Genomic DNA, 18,603 nt, shown 5'->3' on the forward strand with positions numbered 1-18,603 from the left:
TATGGTTGTCATCCGGGGCTTTTTTACGCCTGCATCAAATGGGATTGCAGCCAGCATTTCCGTTTTCCGTTAAACTGAATCACTTTCCGCTGATTCAATCCCTGGCTGGACTTATTGATGAAACCCTTAACTGACGATCAATTGTTACGTTATGCACGCAATATCTTACTGAAACCTGTTGATATTGCCGGGCAGGAACGATTGTTGAGCTCACATGTCGTGGTGGTTGGTGCCGGTGGGCTTGGTGCGCCGTTAATACAATATCTGGCGGCTGCTGGTGTCGGTACCTTAACGATTATCGACGACGATGTAGTCGAAGAAACCAATCTGCAACGGCAAGTAATACACCGGTTAGATACAGTGGGTCGATTGAAAGTCGACAGCGCTGCCGAGTTTATAACCGGGTTAAACCCGGATGTTCGGGTGCAGTCCTATGCACAGCGGTTGACCGCAGAAAATATTTCGACATTGATACCGCGAGTCGATTTAGTCGTAATTGGAACCGACAATTTTGCCAGCCGATACCTGGTTAGTGACTTCTGCGCAGAACACAAAATTCCGTTGGTTACCGGGGCCGCGATTGGGACCAGTGGTCAGGTGACCAGTTTTGATTTCAAACATCAGGCCAGTCCTTGTTTTCGTTGTTTATATGAAGATGGCGAAGACGACAACCTGACGTGTGCGACAGCCGGTGTGTTAGGACCTGTCGTCGGTACCATCGGCTCGGTGATGGCGATGGAGGTCATCAAAATTTTACTGTCAATCGGGCAGCCTTTATTTCAACGGTTGATGACTTGGGACGCGTTATCCATGGAATGGCAAACCTTTACCTACCAAACATCGCAGCAATGCCCCGCCTGTCAAAAGAGATCTTTATGACGTCTGATCAAAAACAACGTGAACATTTTTTATTGTTGGTTGCGTTCGCCATGCCAATTGCCTTTTCGTCATGGATGGCCCTGCTCAACAATTTTACGATTGAAGTAGCGGCGTTTACGGGTCGCGAGATCGGCATCCTGCAAAGTTTAAGGGAAGTGCCGGGCTTTCTGGCTTTTACCGCCGTTTTCGTTTTATGGGTGTTGCATGAACAACGGTTTGCCGTCATTTCATTATTTTTGTTAGGGTTGGGTGTTTTCCTCACGGGTTTCTTTCCCAGTGCTTTAGGGCTATATGCAACCACGGTATTGATGTCGATTGGTTTTCACTATTTTGAAACCATTAATCAATCGCTGACCCTGCAGTGGTTGCCCAAAGACCGGACGGCGGAATTTATGGGGCAGGCGATGTCGATCAAAGCCGTTGCTGCCATCGCTTCTTTTGGCGGAGTTTGGTTTGCGATTGATTACTTTCAGTTACCGTATCAGACTGTGTACGGAATCTTTGGTGGTTTGACCTTGCTGATCGTGTTTTATATGGCTATCCGATTTCCGTTGTTTCCGGCGAAAACACCACAGTTGAAAAAATTGGTTTTGCGAAAGCGTTATTGGTTGTTTTATCTGCTGACATTTTTAAGCGGAGCCCGACGACAGATATTTGTTGTTTTTGCCGGTTTTCTGATGGTTGAAAAGTTTGGCTACAGTGCTGGTCAGGTAGCACTTTTGTTGTTGGTTAATCATTTTTTCAATATGTTTTTTGCCAAGAAAATTGGTGCCTGGATCGGGCGTATTGGTGAACGGAAAGCATTGACACTTGAGTACGTCGGCCTAGTTTTGGTTTTTACTGGTTATGCGATTGTCGAAAACGCTTGGATCGCGGCCGGTTTGTATATTGTCGATCATCTTTTCTTTGCCTTTGCGATTGCCATAAAAACTTATTTCCAGAAGATTGCCGACGATGCTGATATGGCATCAAGTGCCGGTGTCTCCTTTACTATTAACCACATCGCGGCAGTGGTATTACCTGCAGCGTTAGGTTTAGTTTGGCTCTTTTCGCCCGCTGCGGTGTTTTATCTGGGAGCGGCGTTGGCCGGTCTTTCTCTGCTGGCCAGTCAGTTAATCCCAGGGTCGCCCCAACCAGGTCGCGAAACTGCTGACTGGGCAAAACCCTCGATTGCGCAGTAGGCTAACAGGAACCCGATATGATATTGGATCATCATTTTCTCATCGCCATGCCTGAAATGGCCGACCCCATTTTTGCAGGAACAGTAACTTATATTCTGCAACACGATGAAGAGGGTGCATTTGGATTGATAGTGAATCGACCGATTAATCTCGATCTTGAATCGGTTTTCCATTCTGTCGATATCAAAAGCTTTAACACGAAAAGTGGGCAAAAACCGGTTTACCATGGCGGACCCGTGTCATCGGAGCAAGGTTTTATTCTGCATCAACCAACAGAGCGAGTGTGGGATTCAACTTTGTCGAACAATCAATTGTGCGTCACCACCAGTCAGGACATTCTGCAAGCTATTGCCTACGGTGAGGGGCCGGAAAAGTTTTTGTTTTGTCTGGGGTATTCGGGTTGGTCTGGCGGTCAACTGGAGCAGGAACTCAAGCAAAACGCCTGGCTCACGGTTGCCGCTGATTCGGATATTATTTTTGCCGACAATGAAACTGAGAAGTATCGGCAGGCGCTGACGTTATTGGGTGTGGACATCTCGGCTTTATCCGGCCATGGTGGGCTGGCCTGACCACTCATAGACAGTTCCGGCACGAATCTTTGCTGTGTTTCGCAAACCAGACTTGACCCGCCTGCGATCTGAGAAAAACGAGTTGAAGCGATTAGTCCGACCTTAATTGAAAGCGGCTGACTAATTCAGTTTGTTGTTCTGACAGCGCATTGAGTGATTCACTGTTTGTCGCGGCTTGTTCAGCACCGGCAGCAATACTTTCTGCCATGTCCGAGATATTGACAATATTCTCTGCGACCTCTTTAGCGACCGCACTTTGTTGCTCCGACGCCGTCGCAATTGATCGGCTCATATCATTGACATGAGCCAGGCTTTCAACCATGGCTTTCAGCGAGGCGTTGGTTTCTTGCGTTTGTAGAACGGATTTGTCTGCATGTTTCAGGTTGTCTTCTACCAGAGTAACGGCTTGGCTGGCTTTCTGTTGCAAGCTATCAATCATGTCCCGTATTTCGTTTGCCGATTGTTGTGAACGGTTGGCTAACGTTCTGACTTCATCAGCGACAACGGCAAACCCTCTGCCTTGTTCACCGGCACGCGCAGCTTCGATTGCGGCATTTAACGCGAGTAAGTTGGTTTGCTCTGAGATACTTTGAATGACGGTTAGAATATCGCCAATCTGTTGCGATTCTTTAGACAGTTCTTGGATGACGTCGGAGGCAGAATCCAATGAGGTTTTCAATTGGTTGATGAAGTCCAGGTTCCTATTCATGTTGACCATATTGGTCTGAGCTTGCTCCGTTACGATGGCGACTTCGCTGCTGGCATCGGCGGCATGGGTGGCCACTTCCTGAACGGCTGCTTCCATTTCTGTCACAGCGGTCGCGACCGAATCTGTTTGTGAGCGTTGTTCAATAACGTTTTTATTGGTTTCCTGACTCATTGCGTGGCTGTCAATGGCCACACTATTAATGGTTTTAGCAGATCCCTGAATTTGGCCAATCAGTTCACTCAATTGATCATTCAGGTCGTTGATGTTGCTGGCGACCAAGCCCATTTCTGATTGATATTTGGTGGTGATGCGCTGCCGCAGGTCACCAGAAGACAAGCGTTTCAGCGCCAACATGATATCCGAAAGCGGACGTTTTATTGCCAAGACGACTGTGGTGGTAATGACAACAGCAATGACGATTGAAGAGATTGCCAGCAGCGCATTGAGCCAGAGTGCGTTTTGAGCATCAGTTCGGGCGTCGGCGACCGCTTGCTTGGAAAGATTACGAATACTGCTGACCGAATTTGCCAGACTGTTGGCCGTCGTATCCATGAGCTCTGCAATGTCGGCGAGTAGTTCTTCAGACTGCTGGTTGAGCGTGACGAACTTGAGGTGCTGTTGAAACAAGCCATCTTGGCCTTCAATGGCACGGCTAAGCAAATCCCGGTAAAAAACGATGTCTTCCGCCAGACTGGGCATGTCCCGCTGAACATTAGCAACCTTCTCGTTAATCCGGCTTAAGTAACCCTGTAATTCCGTCAGGTAAGTTTGAATACCCTCTTCGTCGGTCACCGCGAGGGATTTCTGTAAGTAGATTTGTGCGCCAGAACCTTGTTTCGCAATGAAATCAATATCCCAACCGGTTTGCTGTAACCCATCGGCATCGGCGTCACCTTTGAAGTCCACCATGTCTTGTGCAAAAAACAAAAACTCACCTTCAAATCCGGTCAGTTCGTTAAACGCATTTTCACGCGCGGTAATGCGTTGGTCTTGAATCGAGAGATGCGAATCTGCTTGAACTAGTAACGTTTTACCTGTCGAAATTGCTTCATTAACCGAAGCGGCAATACTTGGGAAGCGGACGAGTTCACCCACCAGTTCATCCGAGAGGTCAATAAAATTGGCTTTTGCTTGTTCATAGTCGTTGCGAAGCCCATCCCGTTTCTCGATTGCTGCCGTATTCGCGTGCTGCATCATGGCGCGATTGGCATTTTGTAAGTGCAGTAACACCGTATTACTTTTATCCAGTAGTCCGGTGAGAGTGGAGCCAGTGAGTTCCAGCTGAGCAGCCATTTTGGCTTGCGACAGGTAGGCAGAGCCTGACAACACCAACATCAATGCTGAAACGATGCTGAAACCGATAATTACCCGCTGTATAAGTGATAACCGCATGTAAATCCTCGTTTTGGGGTAAGGTCTAAAGAATATGACTATAGTGGTATGTGTACATATCGGCCACATTATGGATTGCTTGAATACTTTGTGTAAGGACTTTTATCTGCTGATATTCAAGGTCCTTGGCGGATTAAATAGTGGTTTTCTGACCTGCCCGTGATTGCTCCCGATTCCTAATCGGTTATGCTTCAAGAAATTTTTTCAGGAGTTTTTAACATGGTTCGAATAGGTACGCCGGGCTCAAAAACAGCCAAAAAAGTGATGTTACTGGGATCCGGTGAGTTGGGCAAAGAAGTCGCCATTGAATGTAAGCGACTGGGTTTGGAAGTCATTGCCTGTGATCGTTACGAAAATGCACCCGCCATGCAGGTCTCGGATCGCGCCTACATGTTATCCATGTTAGATGGTCCCGCTTTACGTGAAATTATTGAACTTGAAAAACCAGATTACGTCGTTCCTGAAATCGAAGCGATCGCAACGGATGTACTGGTCGCGTTGGAAGCTGAAGGTGTCAATGTGGTGCCTTGTGCACGGGCAACACAATTAACGATGAACCGAGAGGGCATTCGAAAACTGGCCGCAGAGGAGCACGGCCTACCGACATCCGCCTACCAGTTCTGCTCAACACTGGAAGAGTTTCAAAAGGCTGTAGCTGCCATTGGTTTCCCCTGCGTCGTGAAACCTATCATGAGTTCTTCTGGTAAAGGGCAGAGCTTGCTGAAATCGTCAGAGGATGTGTTGCGAGCCTGGGAGTACGCTCAGGAAGGAGGGCGAGCTGGCGCTGGGCGCGTGATTGTGGAGGGATTTGTCGATTTTGACTTTGAAATTACATTGCTAACGGTCAGGCACAGTGGTGGCACATCTTTCTGTGCCCCAATCGGCCATCGGCAGGAAGATGGCGATTATCAGGAAAGTTGGCAGCCACAACAGATGTCAGCCGCTGCTACTGAGTTGAGCCAGACTATCGCCGAACAAGTCACGCAAGCGCTTGGCGGTTATGGATTGTTCGGCGTCGAACTCTTTGTCAAGGGCGATCAGGTGATATTCAGTGAAGTGTCCCCACGTCCACATGACACCGGTATGGTGACGTTGATCAGCCAAAATTTAAGTGAGTTCGCCTTGCACACCCGAGCTTTTCTGGGCTTACCGATTCCGATAATACGTCAACACGGCCCTGCCGCATCGGCGGTTATTTTGGCCGATGGAGAGAGCAAACAAGCTGCATTCAGTGGGTTAGAGAATGCATTAGTCGATGTCGATACGGAGCTTCGGTTGTTTGGTAAACCGGAAGTGCATGGCAAGCGTCGTATGGGGGTAGCACTCGCGTTGGGTGCAAATACGGACGACGCCAGACAGAAAGCTTTAACCTGTGCTGGCCAAGTCGAGATTTGCTACTAGCTGAATGGCTATTCAGGTGGTCGTAGCCGCGTGCTACAACCGCGGAGGTTTGTGATGGAAAGCTTAGCCAGAAAGTAAAAAAAACGGAACCAACGGTTCCGTTTTTTCGTTGAGATGGATCTTTACACGGCCAGAGTCGGTTGTGGTTTGCGGCGCCGGGCGGCAAAAAGGGCTGCTATACCAAAGCCAAATAACGCCAAGGTGGCCGGTTCTCGTACATTCGTGACAACCGTAAGGACGGATTCGCCAACGTAGAAATCTCCCCATAACGACGTGATGGTGACATCCAGTAATCCATTGCCGTTCAATGCCCCCAAGGCTTCAACTTCGAGATCATTATAGAAGCTGGTGCCAAACGAGAAACTGCCGGTATCAAAGTCAAAATCTTCGATGGTAAACAGGACGGCTTCAAAACTGTTCCACCATGAATCGCGATCATCGGACACCGATATAGACAACGTACCTGACACCGCACTGCCCAATACGAAGCCATCATCATTGATGTCGTGTGTGTAATCAAGGCTTTGCCAATGACCGACATACTCGTCGACTGAAATCGTGTCGACTATCGGGTTACTGAAAGCGGCGCTGGCGAAAACCACGGTCACCGCCAATGTGGCGATTTTTTTCATTAGTTTCATGTGTTGCTCCATTGATATTTAAAGTCCGTTAGGAATTTGGGATGAGCAAGAGTCGTACCGAAAGCAAAGAATGCCCGTAACATGGGGCGTATGAACAAGTGCTGGTGAAATGGGTTTGCAAGAGTGTAAAACGGGCTGACACTGTTTGAATTCTCTATAAATGATAGCCATTCTTGAGTGGGCGCTGTTTTTAGGTCATTGGATGGGTTAAGGATTCAAATAGCGTTCTAATTATTGGGATTGGGGAATTTAATGCATTAATGGGGCGTTTTTTAAGTACCGTTGAACGGCCCCAAAGATGTCTATGGTCATCCGCTGAGTTGTAAAAGAAACCGGCAGCTTATGTGATGATCGCTGCTGTTTCTTGAACCAGCCGCGTGTCCCCTGTATCCAAGCCACCGATTCAAAAATATCTCGCACATCAGCCGGGCTTCCTAGGTGAAAGCCCGGACGTAGATCGGTTAGTGTTCTTCCGCAGGCTTTTGGCTGGTCAACAGTCGGCCGAAAAAAGCGCCGATCGAATCAATATAGGTCAAGGCAACGGGTACCACGACCAGCGTCAGTAACGTTGAGCTGATCAACCCACCAATAACCGCATGCGCCATGGGCGCGTTTTGACCACTGCCGCCGTGCAGGTTCAACGCCATGGGTAACATACCGAAAATCATTGCCATGGTGGTCATAACAATAGGGCGGAATCGAATTCGGCCCGCCATAACCAAAGCCTCATAAAGGTGGAAGCCGGCTTTGCGTTGTTGGTTGGCGTTGTCTACCAGTAGAATCGCATTTTTCACCACCAAGCCCATCAACATAATAAAGCCGATAATGGAATACATGTTCAGTGTGGACCCACCGACCAGCAAACCGAGCAACACACCGACAAGGGCCATTGGCAAAGACATCATGATCGCGATCGGCTGCAGGAAGCTGCCGAATTGCGATGCCAATACAAGATAGATACAAATAATGGCCAACAACAGTGCCGACGCAGCGGCAATCGCGGTTTCGACCAACTGCTCTGTATCGCCACCGAACTGTACACGATAGCCGGACGGCAGCGGCAGTTCATCCAAAACGGCCTGCACTTTGGGGTTAATTTCCAACAAATTAGCGCCATCCAGATTGGCACTGATGACCACTTGGCGGGATAGATTCATCCGGTTCACCTGAGCCGGTCCGGTTGATGCGTTGATAGTGGCAACCTGTTCGAGATTCACCATGCCCTGCGTGCCGGTCATGCCGGAAAGGGTGATGGGTAATTTCTTCAATGTTTCAATGTTGTCGCGCGCGTCGCCTTGCAAACGTACGGCCACATCAAAGGTGTCGCCTGTGCGGTCCGTCCATTCCGTGACGGTTTCCCCGTTCACCATGGTGCGTAGTGTCGAACCGATATGCGCCAGACTGATCCCCAAGTCATTCGCCGCATCGCTGTTTACTTTCACGCCCAGAATCGGTTGAGCGCCTTCAAAGTTGGATTCCACATCGGCCAGGCCTTCAATCTGTTCCAGCCTGGCAACCAACTGCTGGCTGAGGCGATCAAGGGTGTCAAAATCGTCACCGTAGAGGTTGACCATAATCGGTGAGGCAACACCGCCAAAGCCGTTGGCAGCGCCCACTTTGAATTCAACGCCCGGGATTGCAACCAATGCCTCACGTACCATGTCAGCCATGTTGACCGCACTGCGTGCACGCTCAGTCGGTGGAATCAATTGCACCAGAATTGTGGCCGCGTTCTTTCCGGCACTGGTGGCGCCGCTGTTGATGGTGGCGTAAGTTCCTTTGACTTCGCTGTATTGGCTGACCAGATCGTGAACCTGTTTCACTTTCATACTGGTGTATTCAATCGATGCGTCGTCGGGTCCTTGCATGTCGACCTGAAACAGGCTGGTGTCGACAACCGGGACAAACTCACCACCGATTTTGGGAATCAGCGTCAAGCTGCCCACCAAAATGGCAAATGCCATAAGCAAAGTTGACTTGCGGTGCTTTAACGCCCATTGCAGCAACGTGGTGTAGCGCACGCCGAGGGCTTCGAAAAAATCATCAAAGTGTTGAATGAACTGACTAAACCAGCCCTTTTTGACGCGCGGATCAGCCGATGGGTCGTACCAGACACTCGACATCATCGGATCCAGGGTGAACGCCACGAACAGTGAAATCAGCACCGCTACAGATACGGTGACGCCAAATTGCAGAAAGAACTGCCCTAGAATGCCATCCATAAACGCAACGGGTAAAAACACCGCCACAATCGATAACGTTGTAGCCAGTACGGCGAGACCGATCTCATTGGTACCGTCTTCCGCTGCTTGCCGGTGTCCTTTGCCCATATGCAGGTGTCGCATGATGTTTTCGCGCACGACAATGGCGTCATCAATCAGCAAACCGACCGCCAGCGACAACGCCATTAAGGTCATCATGTTCAGGGTGAAACCCAGTGCCAGCAACACCATCATGGTCCCGATAATCGAGATGGGCAGTGTCAAGCCGGTTATCACCGTTGAGCGCCAGGAATTCAGAAACAAAAAGACAATAACGACAGTCAGCAGGGCGCCTTCAATCAGCATGTTCATGACCGACTCAAATGAGTTTTTGACTTCGATTGAGTTGTCCTGGACCACGTCAATGACAACACCGGGCGGCAACTGTTCCATCAACTCACTAATCTTCTTATGTACCGATTCCGCCACTTCAACGGTATTGGCGCCTTGAATTTTTACAATGTCGATCGCCAATGCCCGTTCGCCATGCAACATGGCGGCAGAGTCGACCGCGCCAATGCCATCATTTAATGTGGCAATGTCTCGCAGGTAAACGGGTTGACCCTGTTGGTAAGCCACTATCACGTCCATGAACTCATCTGGGTCGATTACTTCGCCATCGATTTGCAGAGTTTGAATGTTCAATGCTCCGGTTAAGTCACCAGCCGGGAAGTTCTGGTTTGTCTGGCGCAATGCCTGGGTCACCTGACTGAGGCTGATGCCGTAGGCGACCAGTTTGTCAGGATCCACTTCAATATTTAACTGACGGGAAACTCCGCCAATAACCGTCGCGCTGCCGACACCGGGGATAATCGACAACTCTTTGATGATGACGTTATCGACCAGAGTGGTCAGTTCGCGTGGTGCCATGTCCTGGGCGCTAACGGCCAATGACACAATAGGCATCGCGCCGGGATCGAAACGCAGGATATAAGGTTCTTCAGCGCCGGAGGGTAAAAAGCCTTTCAGCTGTGCCATTTTGTCGCGTACATCCTGCGCTGCCACTGTGGAGTCCACGTCCAGATCAAACATCATGACGACCATGGCGCGGCTGGGTACGGCCGTTGCCTGGATAGAGTCCAGGCCACTTAACGTATTGACCGAATTTTCAATGGGCTTCAGGATTTCACTTTCAACGGCTTCCGGAGAGGCGCCGGGGTACGACACCACAACCACCACAACCGGAAAATCAACGTCTGGCAAACTTTCAACAGAGAGTTTCTGATAGGAAAATAACCCAAACACCATTATTGCAGCCATGACCATGGTCGCAAACACCGGGTTATTGATGCTGACTTTGGTGATAAACATGATTAGCCCTCAATCAGTTGGACGGTGTCATTTACCTGCAAACCGGGCAAAGGCAACACGACGATTCGATCGCCACCGTTCAGACCCTGGGTGACTTCGCGCATCTGGTTTTGACCCCAGCTACCGGCAACGCTGATATCTTGTCTGACCACGGTTTCGCCGTCGATTTTAAACACATAGGGTTGGTTCTGTTCGTCGTAGCGAATGGCCGATGGCGGAATGACCAGGGTGTTGGGCTGTTCTTTCAGAGTGATCTGCCCCGTTGCAAACATGCCGCCCCGCAGCAGACCGCCGGTATTTTCCAGCACAATATACACGGGGATGGTTCGGGTGCCATTGGTTGCAACCGGGCTGATGCGGCTCACAGTGCCGGTAAAGGTGGCCGAAGGGAGCCCTTCGATGCTGATGTTAACCTTCATCCCCGTCACTATGTTGGCGCTGTCAGAGGCGGATACATTCACCCGCAGTTCCATGCGGGCGAGGTCGACAATGGTCAGTAATGGAGAACCAATGCCCACGAATTGTCCGGGCTCCGCCTGACGGAACGAAACAATGCCATTGATGGGGGCGAAAACGTTAGCATTGCGTAATTGATACTCGGTTGCCTTTATCTGGCTTTGCTGTGCTTGCAGGTTTGCCGCTTGGGCTTGAACGGTGCTTAATGCTTGCTCCAATTGTGCGGATGTCGCGATACCCTGAGCACTCATTTCCTGTGTTCGCTTCAGTTGGCTTTGTGCCAGCGCCAGTTGCGCTTGAGTCGCTTCTACGCTGCTGAGCTGCTGTTCTTTCTGGATATTCAGATTTTCAGTATCCATGGCAATTAACAATTGGCCTTTTTTCACGGCATCACCGGGGCGAACCGCGACCTGTTCTATCTGGGCGGATATCAACGCCGGCAGTTGCGCTTCAAAAAGCGGTTGGATGGTCCCCGTCACTTTGATGTTCTGACGGACGGTTTGCGCTTGAACAACTTGCGTTTCTTGTGCCGCCAGATATTTGGTGGTGACGGTCACGGGCGTTGACGCAGTTGCCTCGGCTTCCAGAGTGGCTTTGGGCTTGAGTAACGCTGCCGCAGCGAAACCGACGGCCAGCAGGAGCAAAATTAACCAAATTATCTGACCCACTCGTGAAGGTTTTTCACCTCGCTCGCGGCGTAAATCGGTTTTTGATTTTGCCCAATCCGGTTTCTCAGCGGTGTAGTCTGTGGTTGGTGTGTCACTCATTGGGATTCTCCACGGTCGGGTCGGTCTATCGGTTGATCGGCAAGTTTTTGCGCAATGTCGTTCAGAAAAATGGCGGAGCCCTGGTAAAACTTCTGCACTCCAGCAACACGTTCGCGTGCATCGGGTTGACTGTCGTCAAACAGACTCAGGCTCTGTTGGATATCTTCAGCGGCCTGCTGCATTTCTTTGCTGAGCAGGTCGAGCATGCTTTGAAAAGGGTTAGGGACAAGTTCGTAATAATCCTGTCTTTCACCGGGCACGGTGGTTAAACGTAACATGCCGCGGTCGCGTAACAGGCGCGCATTGGTACTCACACTGGCCTTGGAAACTTGCAATGTGTCGGCAATTTCCTGCAAGGCAACCGGTTCACCCCTTAAAATGAGCAAGCCTGAGATTCGGCCAGAGATGCGAGGGCTGCCGCTGCGTTGGGCAATGATGCCCATTTGTTCGATAAAGTTTCTGCTTGCGCTGTCCATGGTGAGGCCCGGTCATTCAGGTTGTTCAGTAAATACTGAACAAACTTAATGATCAATGGCCAGTAGTCACAATTCGGCTCCGTTTGGAGGGTGATCTTTCTCTTCAGGGTTGTTCGTGTATCGGAGGTTCGACATACTGCCGCAACGGCGGTCACCGAATGTCGATGTCATTTTCCCTGAAGGAATTGTGATGCTTGAAAAAGAAGATTTGTTAAATATTGCCCGGCAACCGATGCCTTTTGGTAAATACCAGGGTCGGTTATTGATTGATTTGCCGGAAGCTTACCTGCTCTGGTTTGCCAAAAAAGGGTGGCCGTCCGGAAAGTTAGGCCATTGGTTGCAGGTTGCGCTGGAAATAAAGATTAATGGTATGGAAAAAGTTGTTGAACCGCTGAAGCTTGCGCCGCAAACGCCACCGCAGCGGCCGAAGGTGCAGATTAAGTTTGATGAATAAGGCTTACCCTGACCGGTTTTTGTCTTGGTTTAGGGTGACGCTGTCGTTTCTGGTGTTAAATCGTCACCGTGACGCATCAACGAACCCGGCCGAAGCGGCAGCAGGTGTGCTATGCCGTGATGGCAATTGACACAGGTTTTATTGTTTTCAACCCAGAACACCACATCATGTTGGACTTGGGCCGCCGCAGATTGCTTTTCCAAACGCCAGTTTTCAGGGTTATGGCAATTTCGACATTCTCTTGAGTCTGTTGCTTTCATGTCTTCCCAAACAATCTGCGCCAATTCAAGCCGATGACTTTCGAAGTTTTCTAAGGTTACGGTGCCTTTCCAAGTCTCCAGAACATCGCCCAAGGCAAGAAATTTTACTCGCATTTTGGGCCAAAATTCGATCGGGACATGGCAGTCTGCGCAGCTGGCTACCACGCCGGAAGTATTTTCATAGTGAATGGACGCTTGATACTCCTCAACGATGGTATCCATACCGAGGTGACAGCTGTAACAGAATTCGTTTTCGTTGCTTAGATGAACGACCGTCTGGAAGGTTCCCAGCGCCAAGCCGCCTGCAAAGAACGCTAAGAGTGCTCCCAAGGGTAAATACAGCGTCCAACGACGATTGCTCGGATGCCAGAGACGTTGCCAACGGCTGCTCATAGAAACGCTCCTTTCACAATGCCAGAGGTCGGAGCCCGAAGGCTCCTGTCCGCTAAGGTTGTTACTCTGGCCGGGTGCTGGTATCAAATTCCGGGTCGAGGATTGAAATGGTGTCCATGAGTACCTGCACGGTATAAATCAGGTTATGCGCGCCCATACTTCGGTCTTCAACAAAGAATTTGTAATTGAACAGGGCCGCCATTTCGGCCGTGCTGCGTTCCAATTCCAGGTCCTGAATGACATTCCAATCGCCCGTCGCTGTGAATAAAGCTTGGGGTCCTTTCTGCAGCAAACCATTGCCTTCGGCATTCACCAATCTGGCAATTAAACCTTCGACTTCAACCTGGGCGGCTTCTATGGTGCCATCGCCATCGTAGTCATCACCGGCGGGCACATTAAAGAAACGGGTGCCTTTGAGTTGCTTAATGCCGGCATGGCAACTTTCACAGGGCGCAGTAAGCAGCGAGACATCGCCGTTTTCATGTCGATCCGATAAAAAGAAACTGTGACCGCCTAACGCTGGGGTGCTTCTGTAGCGTCCTTTCGGCAAGGCCATGTGGCAGTCAATACAGGAATCTTTGGCTTCTATCCTATGCCCGGAATTTTTGTAAACCTTTCCAGGGAATTCATAGGCACCGTTGCCGACAAAAAGATTTGCCTGCGGACCGTGGTGAGGTCCGAAATGACTGCTGACTTTCATGGCTAGAGTAGGTTTAACGACATTTTCCGGTGCGGTACGCGCCTGATGGCAATTCGCGCAAAAGGTACCCTTGCCAAGGTCGACCTGAACACCCGACACCAGCGTGACGGGTTTAGTGGTGCGCAATTCAAAATCGCCGTTTTCATGTGGGTTGTGACACGTAAAACAACCCGGCTGAGAGGGCCATTCGATGTAGTCACTTTCGATTTTTCCGAGTTGGGTAAACTCCAAAAAGCCTTCATGGGTATGGCATTTTTGACAGCCACCACCATTGGAGTACCAAGCGTGCGTGCCTTTTTTGGCAAACCCAAGATAGTGCCCGGAATTTAGATATTGTTCTTTGGCACCTTTTAATTGATAGCGAGGTTCGGGGCCGTGGCATGCGGTGCATTCTGCGGGAAAAGCAATAGCTTTGGCTTGCGCATCAGAACTGTACAGAATGGCAAGCAACCCCAAGAGTATCAGTAACAGGGTGTGCAACGCATGGAAGTTATGGGCGTTGTTGATCGTTTTCATAGCCTTCTCCTTCGCATATCGATGAGTCGACTATAGTCTTTTTCGTTTAAGGGCAAGAGTTTTGGGTTGATGTGGGTCAATCTTGGGCTGAATAAAATGTCTACCAATGGTAAAAATAATCAAATATTGGCTTGCCGGGTTAAAAGCGCTCTGTGGTACGCTTGCGGACATTATTTGGCCTGAACAGGAGCAAAACTTGACTGAATCGGAACAAAAAACACAACGGGTCGCGTTGGTAACGGGGTCGACGTCCGGCATCGGCAAGGCCATTGCGGAGCGGTTGGCCAACGACGGCTATCGAGTGATGTTTCATTCACGTCATTCCGTCGAAGCGGGGAACGTTTTGGCGGAGACTGTACCGAATGCGTGCTATATCCAAGCGGATCTTGCTCAGCCTGAACAGATCACTTCGCTGATTCAACAGATATTGGTTACCCATGGGCGCCTCGATGTTCTGATCAACAACGCGGCCATTAGTGCAGTGATCCCACATGGGGATATGCAGCTGGCGTCCGCCGATGTTTGGCGCAAAATGTACGACGTTAACGTGATTGCCCCATGGTTGCTGATTGCCGAAGCTGAGGCCGCCTTGCGCAATGCCGCCACTGAGCAACACAGCAGTTGTATTGTTAATGTCAGCTCGCACGCTGGCGTTCGCCCAAAGGGGGCGTCTATCCCCTATGCTGTCAGTAAGGCTGCATTGAATCACATGACGAAACTGCTCGCGGTGAATCTGTCGCCTTTGATTCGAGTGAATGCGGTGGCGCCAGGTCTGGTGGATACGCCAATGACCAAAGATTGGCATGACGCCCGAGCATTATGGCGAGATAAATCACCAATGCAGCGTGGCGCACAAGCGGAGGAAATTGCGGATATCGTCGCCATGTTGGTTCACAGTTCCTACCTTACCGGTGAGGTGATCTTATGCGATGGTGGTTTGAATCTTGTTTAGTGGAAGGTAATGGATATGACCCGGATACCGGGTCATCTTCTACTGCAACGTTTGAGCTGCCGTAACTTAAATGGAGCGTAAATGAAATACATGTTCGGTGTTTGCAATCGCATCCAACACCGATTGCGAGGGTTCCGTTTCAATATCCAAAATATTGTAGGCAATATCGTCCCGGCTTTTGTTCAGCATTTCCACCACGTTGATATTTTGGTCGGCCAGAAGATTTAGAACCTGACTGAGCACCTTGGGAACATTCTGATTGGCAAAACAAATTCGGAAGCCAGTGGTGCGTTCCAGTTCACAGGTAGGGAAGTTCACTGAGTTGCGGATGTTGCCATGCTCGATGAAGTGCACCAATTGTTGTGCACCCATGATCGCGCAATTCGCTTCCGCTTCGTAGGTGCTGGCGCCTAAATGTGGCATAGCAATCACATCGTCGCGATTGATCAGAGCCGGCGATGGAAAGTCCGTTACATAATAAGTCAGTTTGCCAGCGTCTAAAGCAGACAGCACATCATCGGTATTGACAATGGTTTCGCGGGCGAAATTCAATAACCGGGCGCCAGATTTCATGGCCGCCAACGTTCCCTGATTTATGAGATTTTCAGTCGCTTTTATAGCCGGAACATGCAGCGTCACGTAGTCACTTCGGTTCAGCAGTTGCTGCAGGTTTTCTGCTTTCTGAACCTGCGCCGGTAAACGCCACGCCGCGTCAATCGAGATGGCAGGATCATAGCCGATGACATTCATGCCCATGTGCAAGGCCATGTTGGCCACGTGGCTGCCAATAGCGCCCAGTCCGACCACGCCGAGTGTTTTTCCGGTCAGTTCCTGGCCTTTGAAATGTTTCTTTTTTGCTTCCAATAAAGGCCCCATCTGTTCATGGCTGGTGCCGGACAGCCCGGCGGTGAAGCGCATACCGGCGTAAATGCCACGTGATGACAACAGCAATCCGGCGAGCACTAACTCCTTTACGGCATTGGCGTTCGCGCCAGGGCTGTTGAACACGACAATACCTTCTTTCGTGCATCGCTCAACCGGTACGTTGTTCACACCGGCGCCGGCCCGGGCAATGGCTTTTAATTCGGAAGGGAACGTGAGTTCATTCAAATTTGCGCTGCGCACCAGAATGCCGTCCGGTTCTGCTATTTCGGAACTGATTTCATAGCGGTCGCGGGGGAATTGTTCAAGCCCTTCGACGGCAATCGTGTTGTAGGTTCGGATTTTATACATGAGGCTTCCTGTCAGTGTGACAGCTAACGCAGACATGATCTGACACCGAAAAACGTCATTCACAGAATGTCGATAATGCGCAGCTATTGTTGTTTTTGTTTTTGTTTTTGTTTTTGCGTTTTAAAAAAAAATGGCTCACGTTAGGTGAGCCATTCTTGTTCAGGCGACTTCGTTGTAAGCCCATTCCAACCAAGGCAGAAACGTTTCCAAATCAAACTTCTCAACCGTCGCACCGGCCCAGATCCGCAACCCGGCAGGCGCGTCTCGATAGGAACCAATGTCGTAAGCGACACCTTCGTCGGCGAGTAATTTAATTAATTGCTTTACTTTGTCCGCGGGCAAATCCAACGTAAAGCAAACGCTGGTGTTGGAGCGGATTTTTTCGTCCTTAGCCAGAAAGTGAATCCACGGGGTTTTGTCGACAAAGTCTTCCAGCGTGGAAAGGTTGCTCATCGATTTCTCGATTGCTTTACCCAAACCACCAATCGACTCGACCCAATTCATGGCGTCCAGATAATCGGCGACACACAGCATTGATGGCGTATTGATCGTCTCACCCCGGAAAATTCCGTCAATTAGTTTGCCATTGGCCGTCAGCCGGAAGATTTTTGGCATTGGCCAAGGTGGTGTGTAGGTTTCCAGTCGTTCAACCGCACGCGGTGACAGAATCAACATGCCGTGCGCACCTTCACCACCAAGTACTTTCTGCCAAGAGAATGTCACCACGTCGAGTTTCTCCCACGGCATGTCCATGGCAAACACAGCAGAAGTGGCATCGCAGATGGTTAAACCTTCGCGGTCATCTGCAATCCAGTCTCCGTTTGGCAGTTTTACCCCGGAGGTGGTGCCGTTCCAGGTGAACACAGCGTCGTGTTCGGGGTTTGCCTGAGACATATCAGGAAGTTCGCCGTAGTCAGCGGTGTAGGTATGCACATCCGCCAATTTCAGTTGCTTGGTGATGTCACCTACCCAACCGATACCGAACGATTCCCAACCAAACACATCGACGGGTCGAGAACCCAGCAGAGACCACATGGCCATTTCCATGGCACCGGTATCCGAAGCCGGCACCACACCAACACGATAACCCTCGGGCAGTCCGAGTAGTTCTGCGGTTCGATCGCAGACTCTTTCCAGGGCTGTTTTGCCGATTGCCGCTCGGTGTGATCGGCCCAGTGTCGATAAGTCCAATTTCGCAACATCGTAACCTGGCCGTTTACTGCAGGGGCCAGAAGAAAAGTTAGGGTTCTTGGGTTTTAACGTTGGTTTCATCTGTATTCAAGCATCCGCTGTGGGTTAGGAATTGCGAGCATTGGCTGCTCAGGATGGATGGCATCAGCAATGCATCTCTGCAGCTCAGACTTGCGGCTTTAAATGATCAACGGGGATGTTACGCCGAATACCCGGTTTATGAAATTGATCGTGCTGGCAAATTCCTGAACTATTGTTGCAAATATTGCAGTGCAGGATTGCAATGTTGGCAGGGCAACTGAGTTTCGGTGGCGGAAATAAAAAGCCTTGACCTTAAAGTCTGCTCTAAGGATTACACTCCGGGCAAAACGACGAGGGAAATTATGATGGAAAAATTAGAACTGAAAATACCACCGGTTGCCTGGGTGGTGATCTTTGCTTTGCTGATGTGGTGTGCAGCGCTCGTCACACCTGGCTGGGCTTGGTCTTGGTCTGTGCGCTTAGCCGCGTTCGCGGTCGCGTTCTTGTTGGCAGGCTTCATTGCGGTGGGTTGTCTGTTGGCATTCCGTCGTACCCGGACGACGCTAAATCCGATGGTACCCGAGCAGAGTTCAGCCCTGATCAGTGACGGTTGGTATCGTGTCAGCCGTAACCCGATCTATCTGGCCATGCTGGCGATGTTAATCGGGTTGGGTTTTCTGTTGGCCAATCCGGTGTCATTGGCACTTAGCGCAGGCTTTGTCTGGATCATGAACCGCCTGCAGATCCATCCTGAAGAAAGAGCCCTGCAAAAGATGTTCGGTGAAGACTATCGGGCATACTGCCAGCAGGTTCGTCGCTGGCTGTAATGCTGTCAGAGGC

The 18,603-nt window shown here is 50.2% G+C and carries 16 protein-coding genes; 7 read left to right on the top strand and 9 right to left on the bottom strand.

The window, feature by feature from the left end; translation table 11 throughout:
- Window positions 1–117 precede the first annotated feature (117 nt).
- From IYN85_RS02890 to IYN85_RS02900, 3 genes are read left to right on the top strand one after another with little or no spacing between them, the layout of a single operon-like run.
- Window positions 118–879 carry a HesA/MoeB/ThiF family protein gene (locus IYN85_RS02890; protein ID WP_196157330.1) on the top strand — a complete coding sequence of 254 codons (762 nt, stop codon included), beginning with the start codon at window positions 118–120 and terminating at the stop codon, window positions 877–879.
- A complete protein-coding gene (locus tag IYN85_RS02895) occupies window positions 876–2,060 on the top strand; it encodes an MFS transporter (RefSeq protein WP_196157331.1) in 1,185 nt (394 codons plus the stop codon). The genes IYN85_RS02890 and IYN85_RS02895 overlap by 4 nt, the downstream gene beginning before the upstream one ends.
- A gap of 17 nt (window positions 2,061–2,077) precedes the next feature.
- Window positions 2,078–2,629 (top strand): YqgE/AlgH family protein, encoded by a 552-nt coding sequence (locus IYN85_RS02900; RefSeq protein WP_196157332.1) that lies wholly within the window; start codon window positions 2,078–2,080, stop codon window positions 2,627–2,629.
- A 91-nt stretch (window positions 2,630–2,720) separates the two neighbouring features.
- On the opposite strand, the gene IYN85_RS02905 is transcribed toward IYN85_RS02900, so the two are convergent.
- Entirely contained in the window at window positions 2,721–4,730 is a 2,010-nt protein-coding gene (locus IYN85_RS02905; protein WP_196157333.1) for a methyl-accepting chemotaxis protein, read from the bottom strand.
- A gap of 219 nt (window positions 4,731–4,949) precedes the next feature.
- On the opposite strand from IYN85_RS02905, the gene purT reads away from it, so the two are divergent.
- Window positions 4,950–6,131 carry a formate-dependent phosphoribosylglycinamide formyltransferase gene (gene purT, locus IYN85_RS02910; protein ID WP_196157334.1) on the top strand — a complete coding sequence of 394 codons (1,182 nt, stop codon included), beginning with the start codon at window positions 4,950–4,952 and terminating at the stop codon, window positions 6,129–6,131.
- 122 nt (window positions 6,132–6,253) lie between these two features.
- Here the strand turns inward: purT and IYN85_RS02915 are convergent, their stop codons facing one another.
- From IYN85_RS02915 to IYN85_RS02930, 4 genes are all read right to left on the bottom strand, one after another.
- The gene (locus IYN85_RS02915) at window positions 6,254–6,772 is read right to left on the bottom strand and encodes a PEP-CTERM sorting domain-containing protein (RefSeq protein WP_196157335.1); all 519 of its coding nucleotides are present in this window, start codon (window positions 6,770–6,772) and stop codon (window positions 6,254–6,256) included.
- A 461-nt stretch (window positions 6,773–7,233) separates the two neighbouring features.
- The gene (locus tag IYN85_RS02920; RefSeq protein WP_196157336.1) at window positions 7,234–10,344 is read right to left on the bottom strand and encodes an efflux RND transporter permease subunit; all 3,111 of its coding nucleotides are present in this window, start codon (window positions 10,342–10,344) and stop codon (window positions 7,234–7,236) included.
- Window positions 10,345–10,346: 2 nt separating this feature from the next.
- The gene (locus IYN85_RS02925; protein WP_196157337.1) at window positions 10,347–11,567 is read right to left on the bottom strand and encodes an efflux RND transporter periplasmic adaptor subunit; all 1,221 of its coding nucleotides are present in this window, start codon (window positions 11,565–11,567) and stop codon (window positions 10,347–10,349) included.
- Window positions 11,564–12,043, bottom strand: coding sequence for a GbsR/MarR family transcriptional regulator (locus IYN85_RS02930; protein WP_196157338.1), 480 nt, complete (start codon window positions 12,041–12,043; stop codon window positions 11,564–11,566). The genes IYN85_RS02925 and IYN85_RS02930 overlap by 4 nt, the downstream gene beginning before the upstream one ends.
- Before the next feature lie 190 nt (window positions 12,044–12,233).
- On the opposite strand from IYN85_RS02930, the gene IYN85_RS02935 reads away from it, so the two are divergent.
- Window positions 12,234–12,497, top strand: a complete 264-nt coding sequence (locus IYN85_RS02935) for a DUF3820 family protein (protein ID WP_196157339.1) — start codon at window positions 12,234–12,236, stop codon at window positions 12,495–12,497.
- 29 nt (window positions 12,498–12,526) lie between these two features.
- Here IYN85_RS02935 and IYN85_RS02940 read toward each other — a convergent pair whose 3' ends face one another.
- Together IYN85_RS02940 and IYN85_RS02945 are read right to left on the bottom strand one after the other, a co-directional pair.
- Window positions 12,527–13,150, bottom strand: coding sequence for a NapC/NirT family cytochrome c (locus IYN85_RS02940; protein WP_196157340.1), 624 nt, complete (start codon window positions 13,148–13,150; stop codon window positions 12,527–12,529).
- Between the two features lie 61 nt (window positions 13,151–13,211).
- Window positions 13,212–14,366, bottom strand: a complete 1,155-nt coding sequence (locus IYN85_RS02945) for a hypothetical protein (protein WP_196157341.1) — start codon at window positions 14,364–14,366, stop codon at window positions 13,212–13,214.
- Between the two features lie 106 nt (window positions 14,367–14,472).
- Here IYN85_RS02945 and IYN85_RS02950 point away from each other — a divergent pair, with 106 nt between their 5' ends.
- On the top strand, window positions 14,473–15,318 hold the full coding sequence (locus tag IYN85_RS02950; protein ID WP_196157342.1) for an SDR family NAD(P)-dependent oxidoreductase: 846 nt from the start codon (window positions 14,473–14,475) through the stop codon (window positions 15,316–15,318).
- A gap of 66 nt (window positions 15,319–15,384) precedes the next feature.
- Here the strand turns inward: IYN85_RS02950 and IYN85_RS02955 are convergent, their stop codons facing one another.
- Both IYN85_RS02955 and IYN85_RS02960 read right to left on the bottom strand, forming a co-directional pair.
- Window positions 15,385–16,551 (bottom strand): phosphoglycerate dehydrogenase, encoded by a 1,167-nt coding sequence (locus IYN85_RS02955; protein ID WP_196157343.1) that lies wholly within the window; start codon window positions 16,549–16,551, stop codon window positions 15,385–15,387.
- A gap of 159 nt (window positions 16,552–16,710) precedes the next feature.
- Window positions 16,711–17,823, bottom strand: a complete 1,113-nt coding sequence (locus IYN85_RS02960) for a phosphoserine transaminase (protein WP_196157344.1) — start codon at window positions 17,821–17,823, stop codon at window positions 16,711–16,713.
- Between the two features lie 305 nt (window positions 17,824–18,128).
- On the opposite strand from IYN85_RS02960, the gene IYN85_RS02965 reads away from it, so the two are divergent.
- Entirely contained in the window at window positions 18,129–18,590 is a 462-nt protein-coding gene (locus IYN85_RS02965; protein WP_196157345.1) for an isoprenylcysteine carboxylmethyltransferase family protein, read from the top strand.
- Window positions 18,591–18,603 lie beyond the last annotated feature (13 nt).

It is taken from the genome of Reinekea sp. G2M2-21 (assembly GCF_015687175.1).
GTDB lineage: Bacteria > Pseudomonadota > Gammaproteobacteria > Pseudomonadales > Natronospirillaceae > Reinekea.

What these genes read in the sequence shown, in the direction of transcription:
- IYN85_RS02890 (WP_196157330.1), top strand. Translation starts at nt 118, where the DNA reads ATGAAACCCTTAACTGACGATCAATTGTTACGTTATGCACGCAATATC.
- IYN85_RS02895 (WP_196157331.1), top strand. Translation starts at nt 876, where the DNA reads ATGACGTCTGATCAAAAACAACGTGAACATTTTTTATTGTTGGTTGCG.
- IYN85_RS02900 (WP_196157332.1), top strand. Translation starts at nt 2,078, where the DNA reads ATGATATTGGATCATCATTTTCTCATCGCCATGCCTGAAATGGCCGAC.
- IYN85_RS02905 (WP_196157333.1), bottom strand. Translation starts at nt 4,730, where the DNA reads ATGCGGTTATCACTTATACAGCGGGTAATTATCGGTTTCAGCATCGTT.
- purT (WP_196157334.1), top strand. Translation starts at nt 4,950, where the DNA reads ATGGTTCGAATAGGTACGCCGGGCTCAAAAACAGCCAAAAAAGTGATG.
- IYN85_RS02915 (WP_196157335.1), bottom strand. Translation starts at nt 6,772, where the DNA reads ATGAAACTAATGAAAAAAATCGCCACATTGGCGGTGACCGTGGTTTTC.
- IYN85_RS02920 (WP_196157336.1), bottom strand. Translation starts at nt 10,344, where the DNA reads ATGTTTATCACCAAAGTCAGCATCAATAACCCGGTGTTTGCGACCATG.
- IYN85_RS02925 (WP_196157337.1), bottom strand. Translation starts at nt 11,567, where the DNA reads ATGAGTGACACACCAACCACAGACTACACCGCTGAGAAACCGGATTGG.
- IYN85_RS02930 (WP_196157338.1), bottom strand. Translation starts at nt 12,043, where the DNA reads ATGGACAGCGCAAGCAGAAACTTTATCGAACAAATGGGCATCATTGCC.
- IYN85_RS02935 (WP_196157339.1), top strand. Translation starts at nt 12,234, where the DNA reads ATGCTTGAAAAAGAAGATTTGTTAAATATTGCCCGGCAACCGATGCCT.
- IYN85_RS02940 (WP_196157340.1), bottom strand. Translation starts at nt 13,150, where the DNA reads ATGAGCAGCCGTTGGCAACGTCTCTGGCATCCGAGCAATCGTCGTTGG.
- IYN85_RS02945 (WP_196157341.1), bottom strand. Translation starts at nt 14,366, where the DNA reads ATGAAAACGATCAACAACGCCCATAACTTCCATGCGTTGCACACCCTG.
- IYN85_RS02950 (WP_196157342.1), top strand. Translation starts at nt 14,473, where the DNA reads ATGGTAAAAATAATCAAATATTGGCTTGCCGGGTTAAAAGCGCTCTGT.
- IYN85_RS02955 (WP_196157343.1), bottom strand. Translation starts at nt 16,551, where the DNA reads ATGTATAAAATCCGAACCTACAACACGATTGCCGTCGAAGGGCTTGAA.
- IYN85_RS02960 (WP_196157344.1), bottom strand. Translation starts at nt 17,823, where the DNA reads ATGAAACCAACGTTAAAACCCAAGAACCCTAACTTTTCTTCTGGCCCC.
- IYN85_RS02965 (WP_196157345.1), top strand. Translation starts at nt 18,129, where the DNA reads ATGGAAAAATTAGAACTGAAAATACCACCGGTTGCCTGGGTGGTGATC.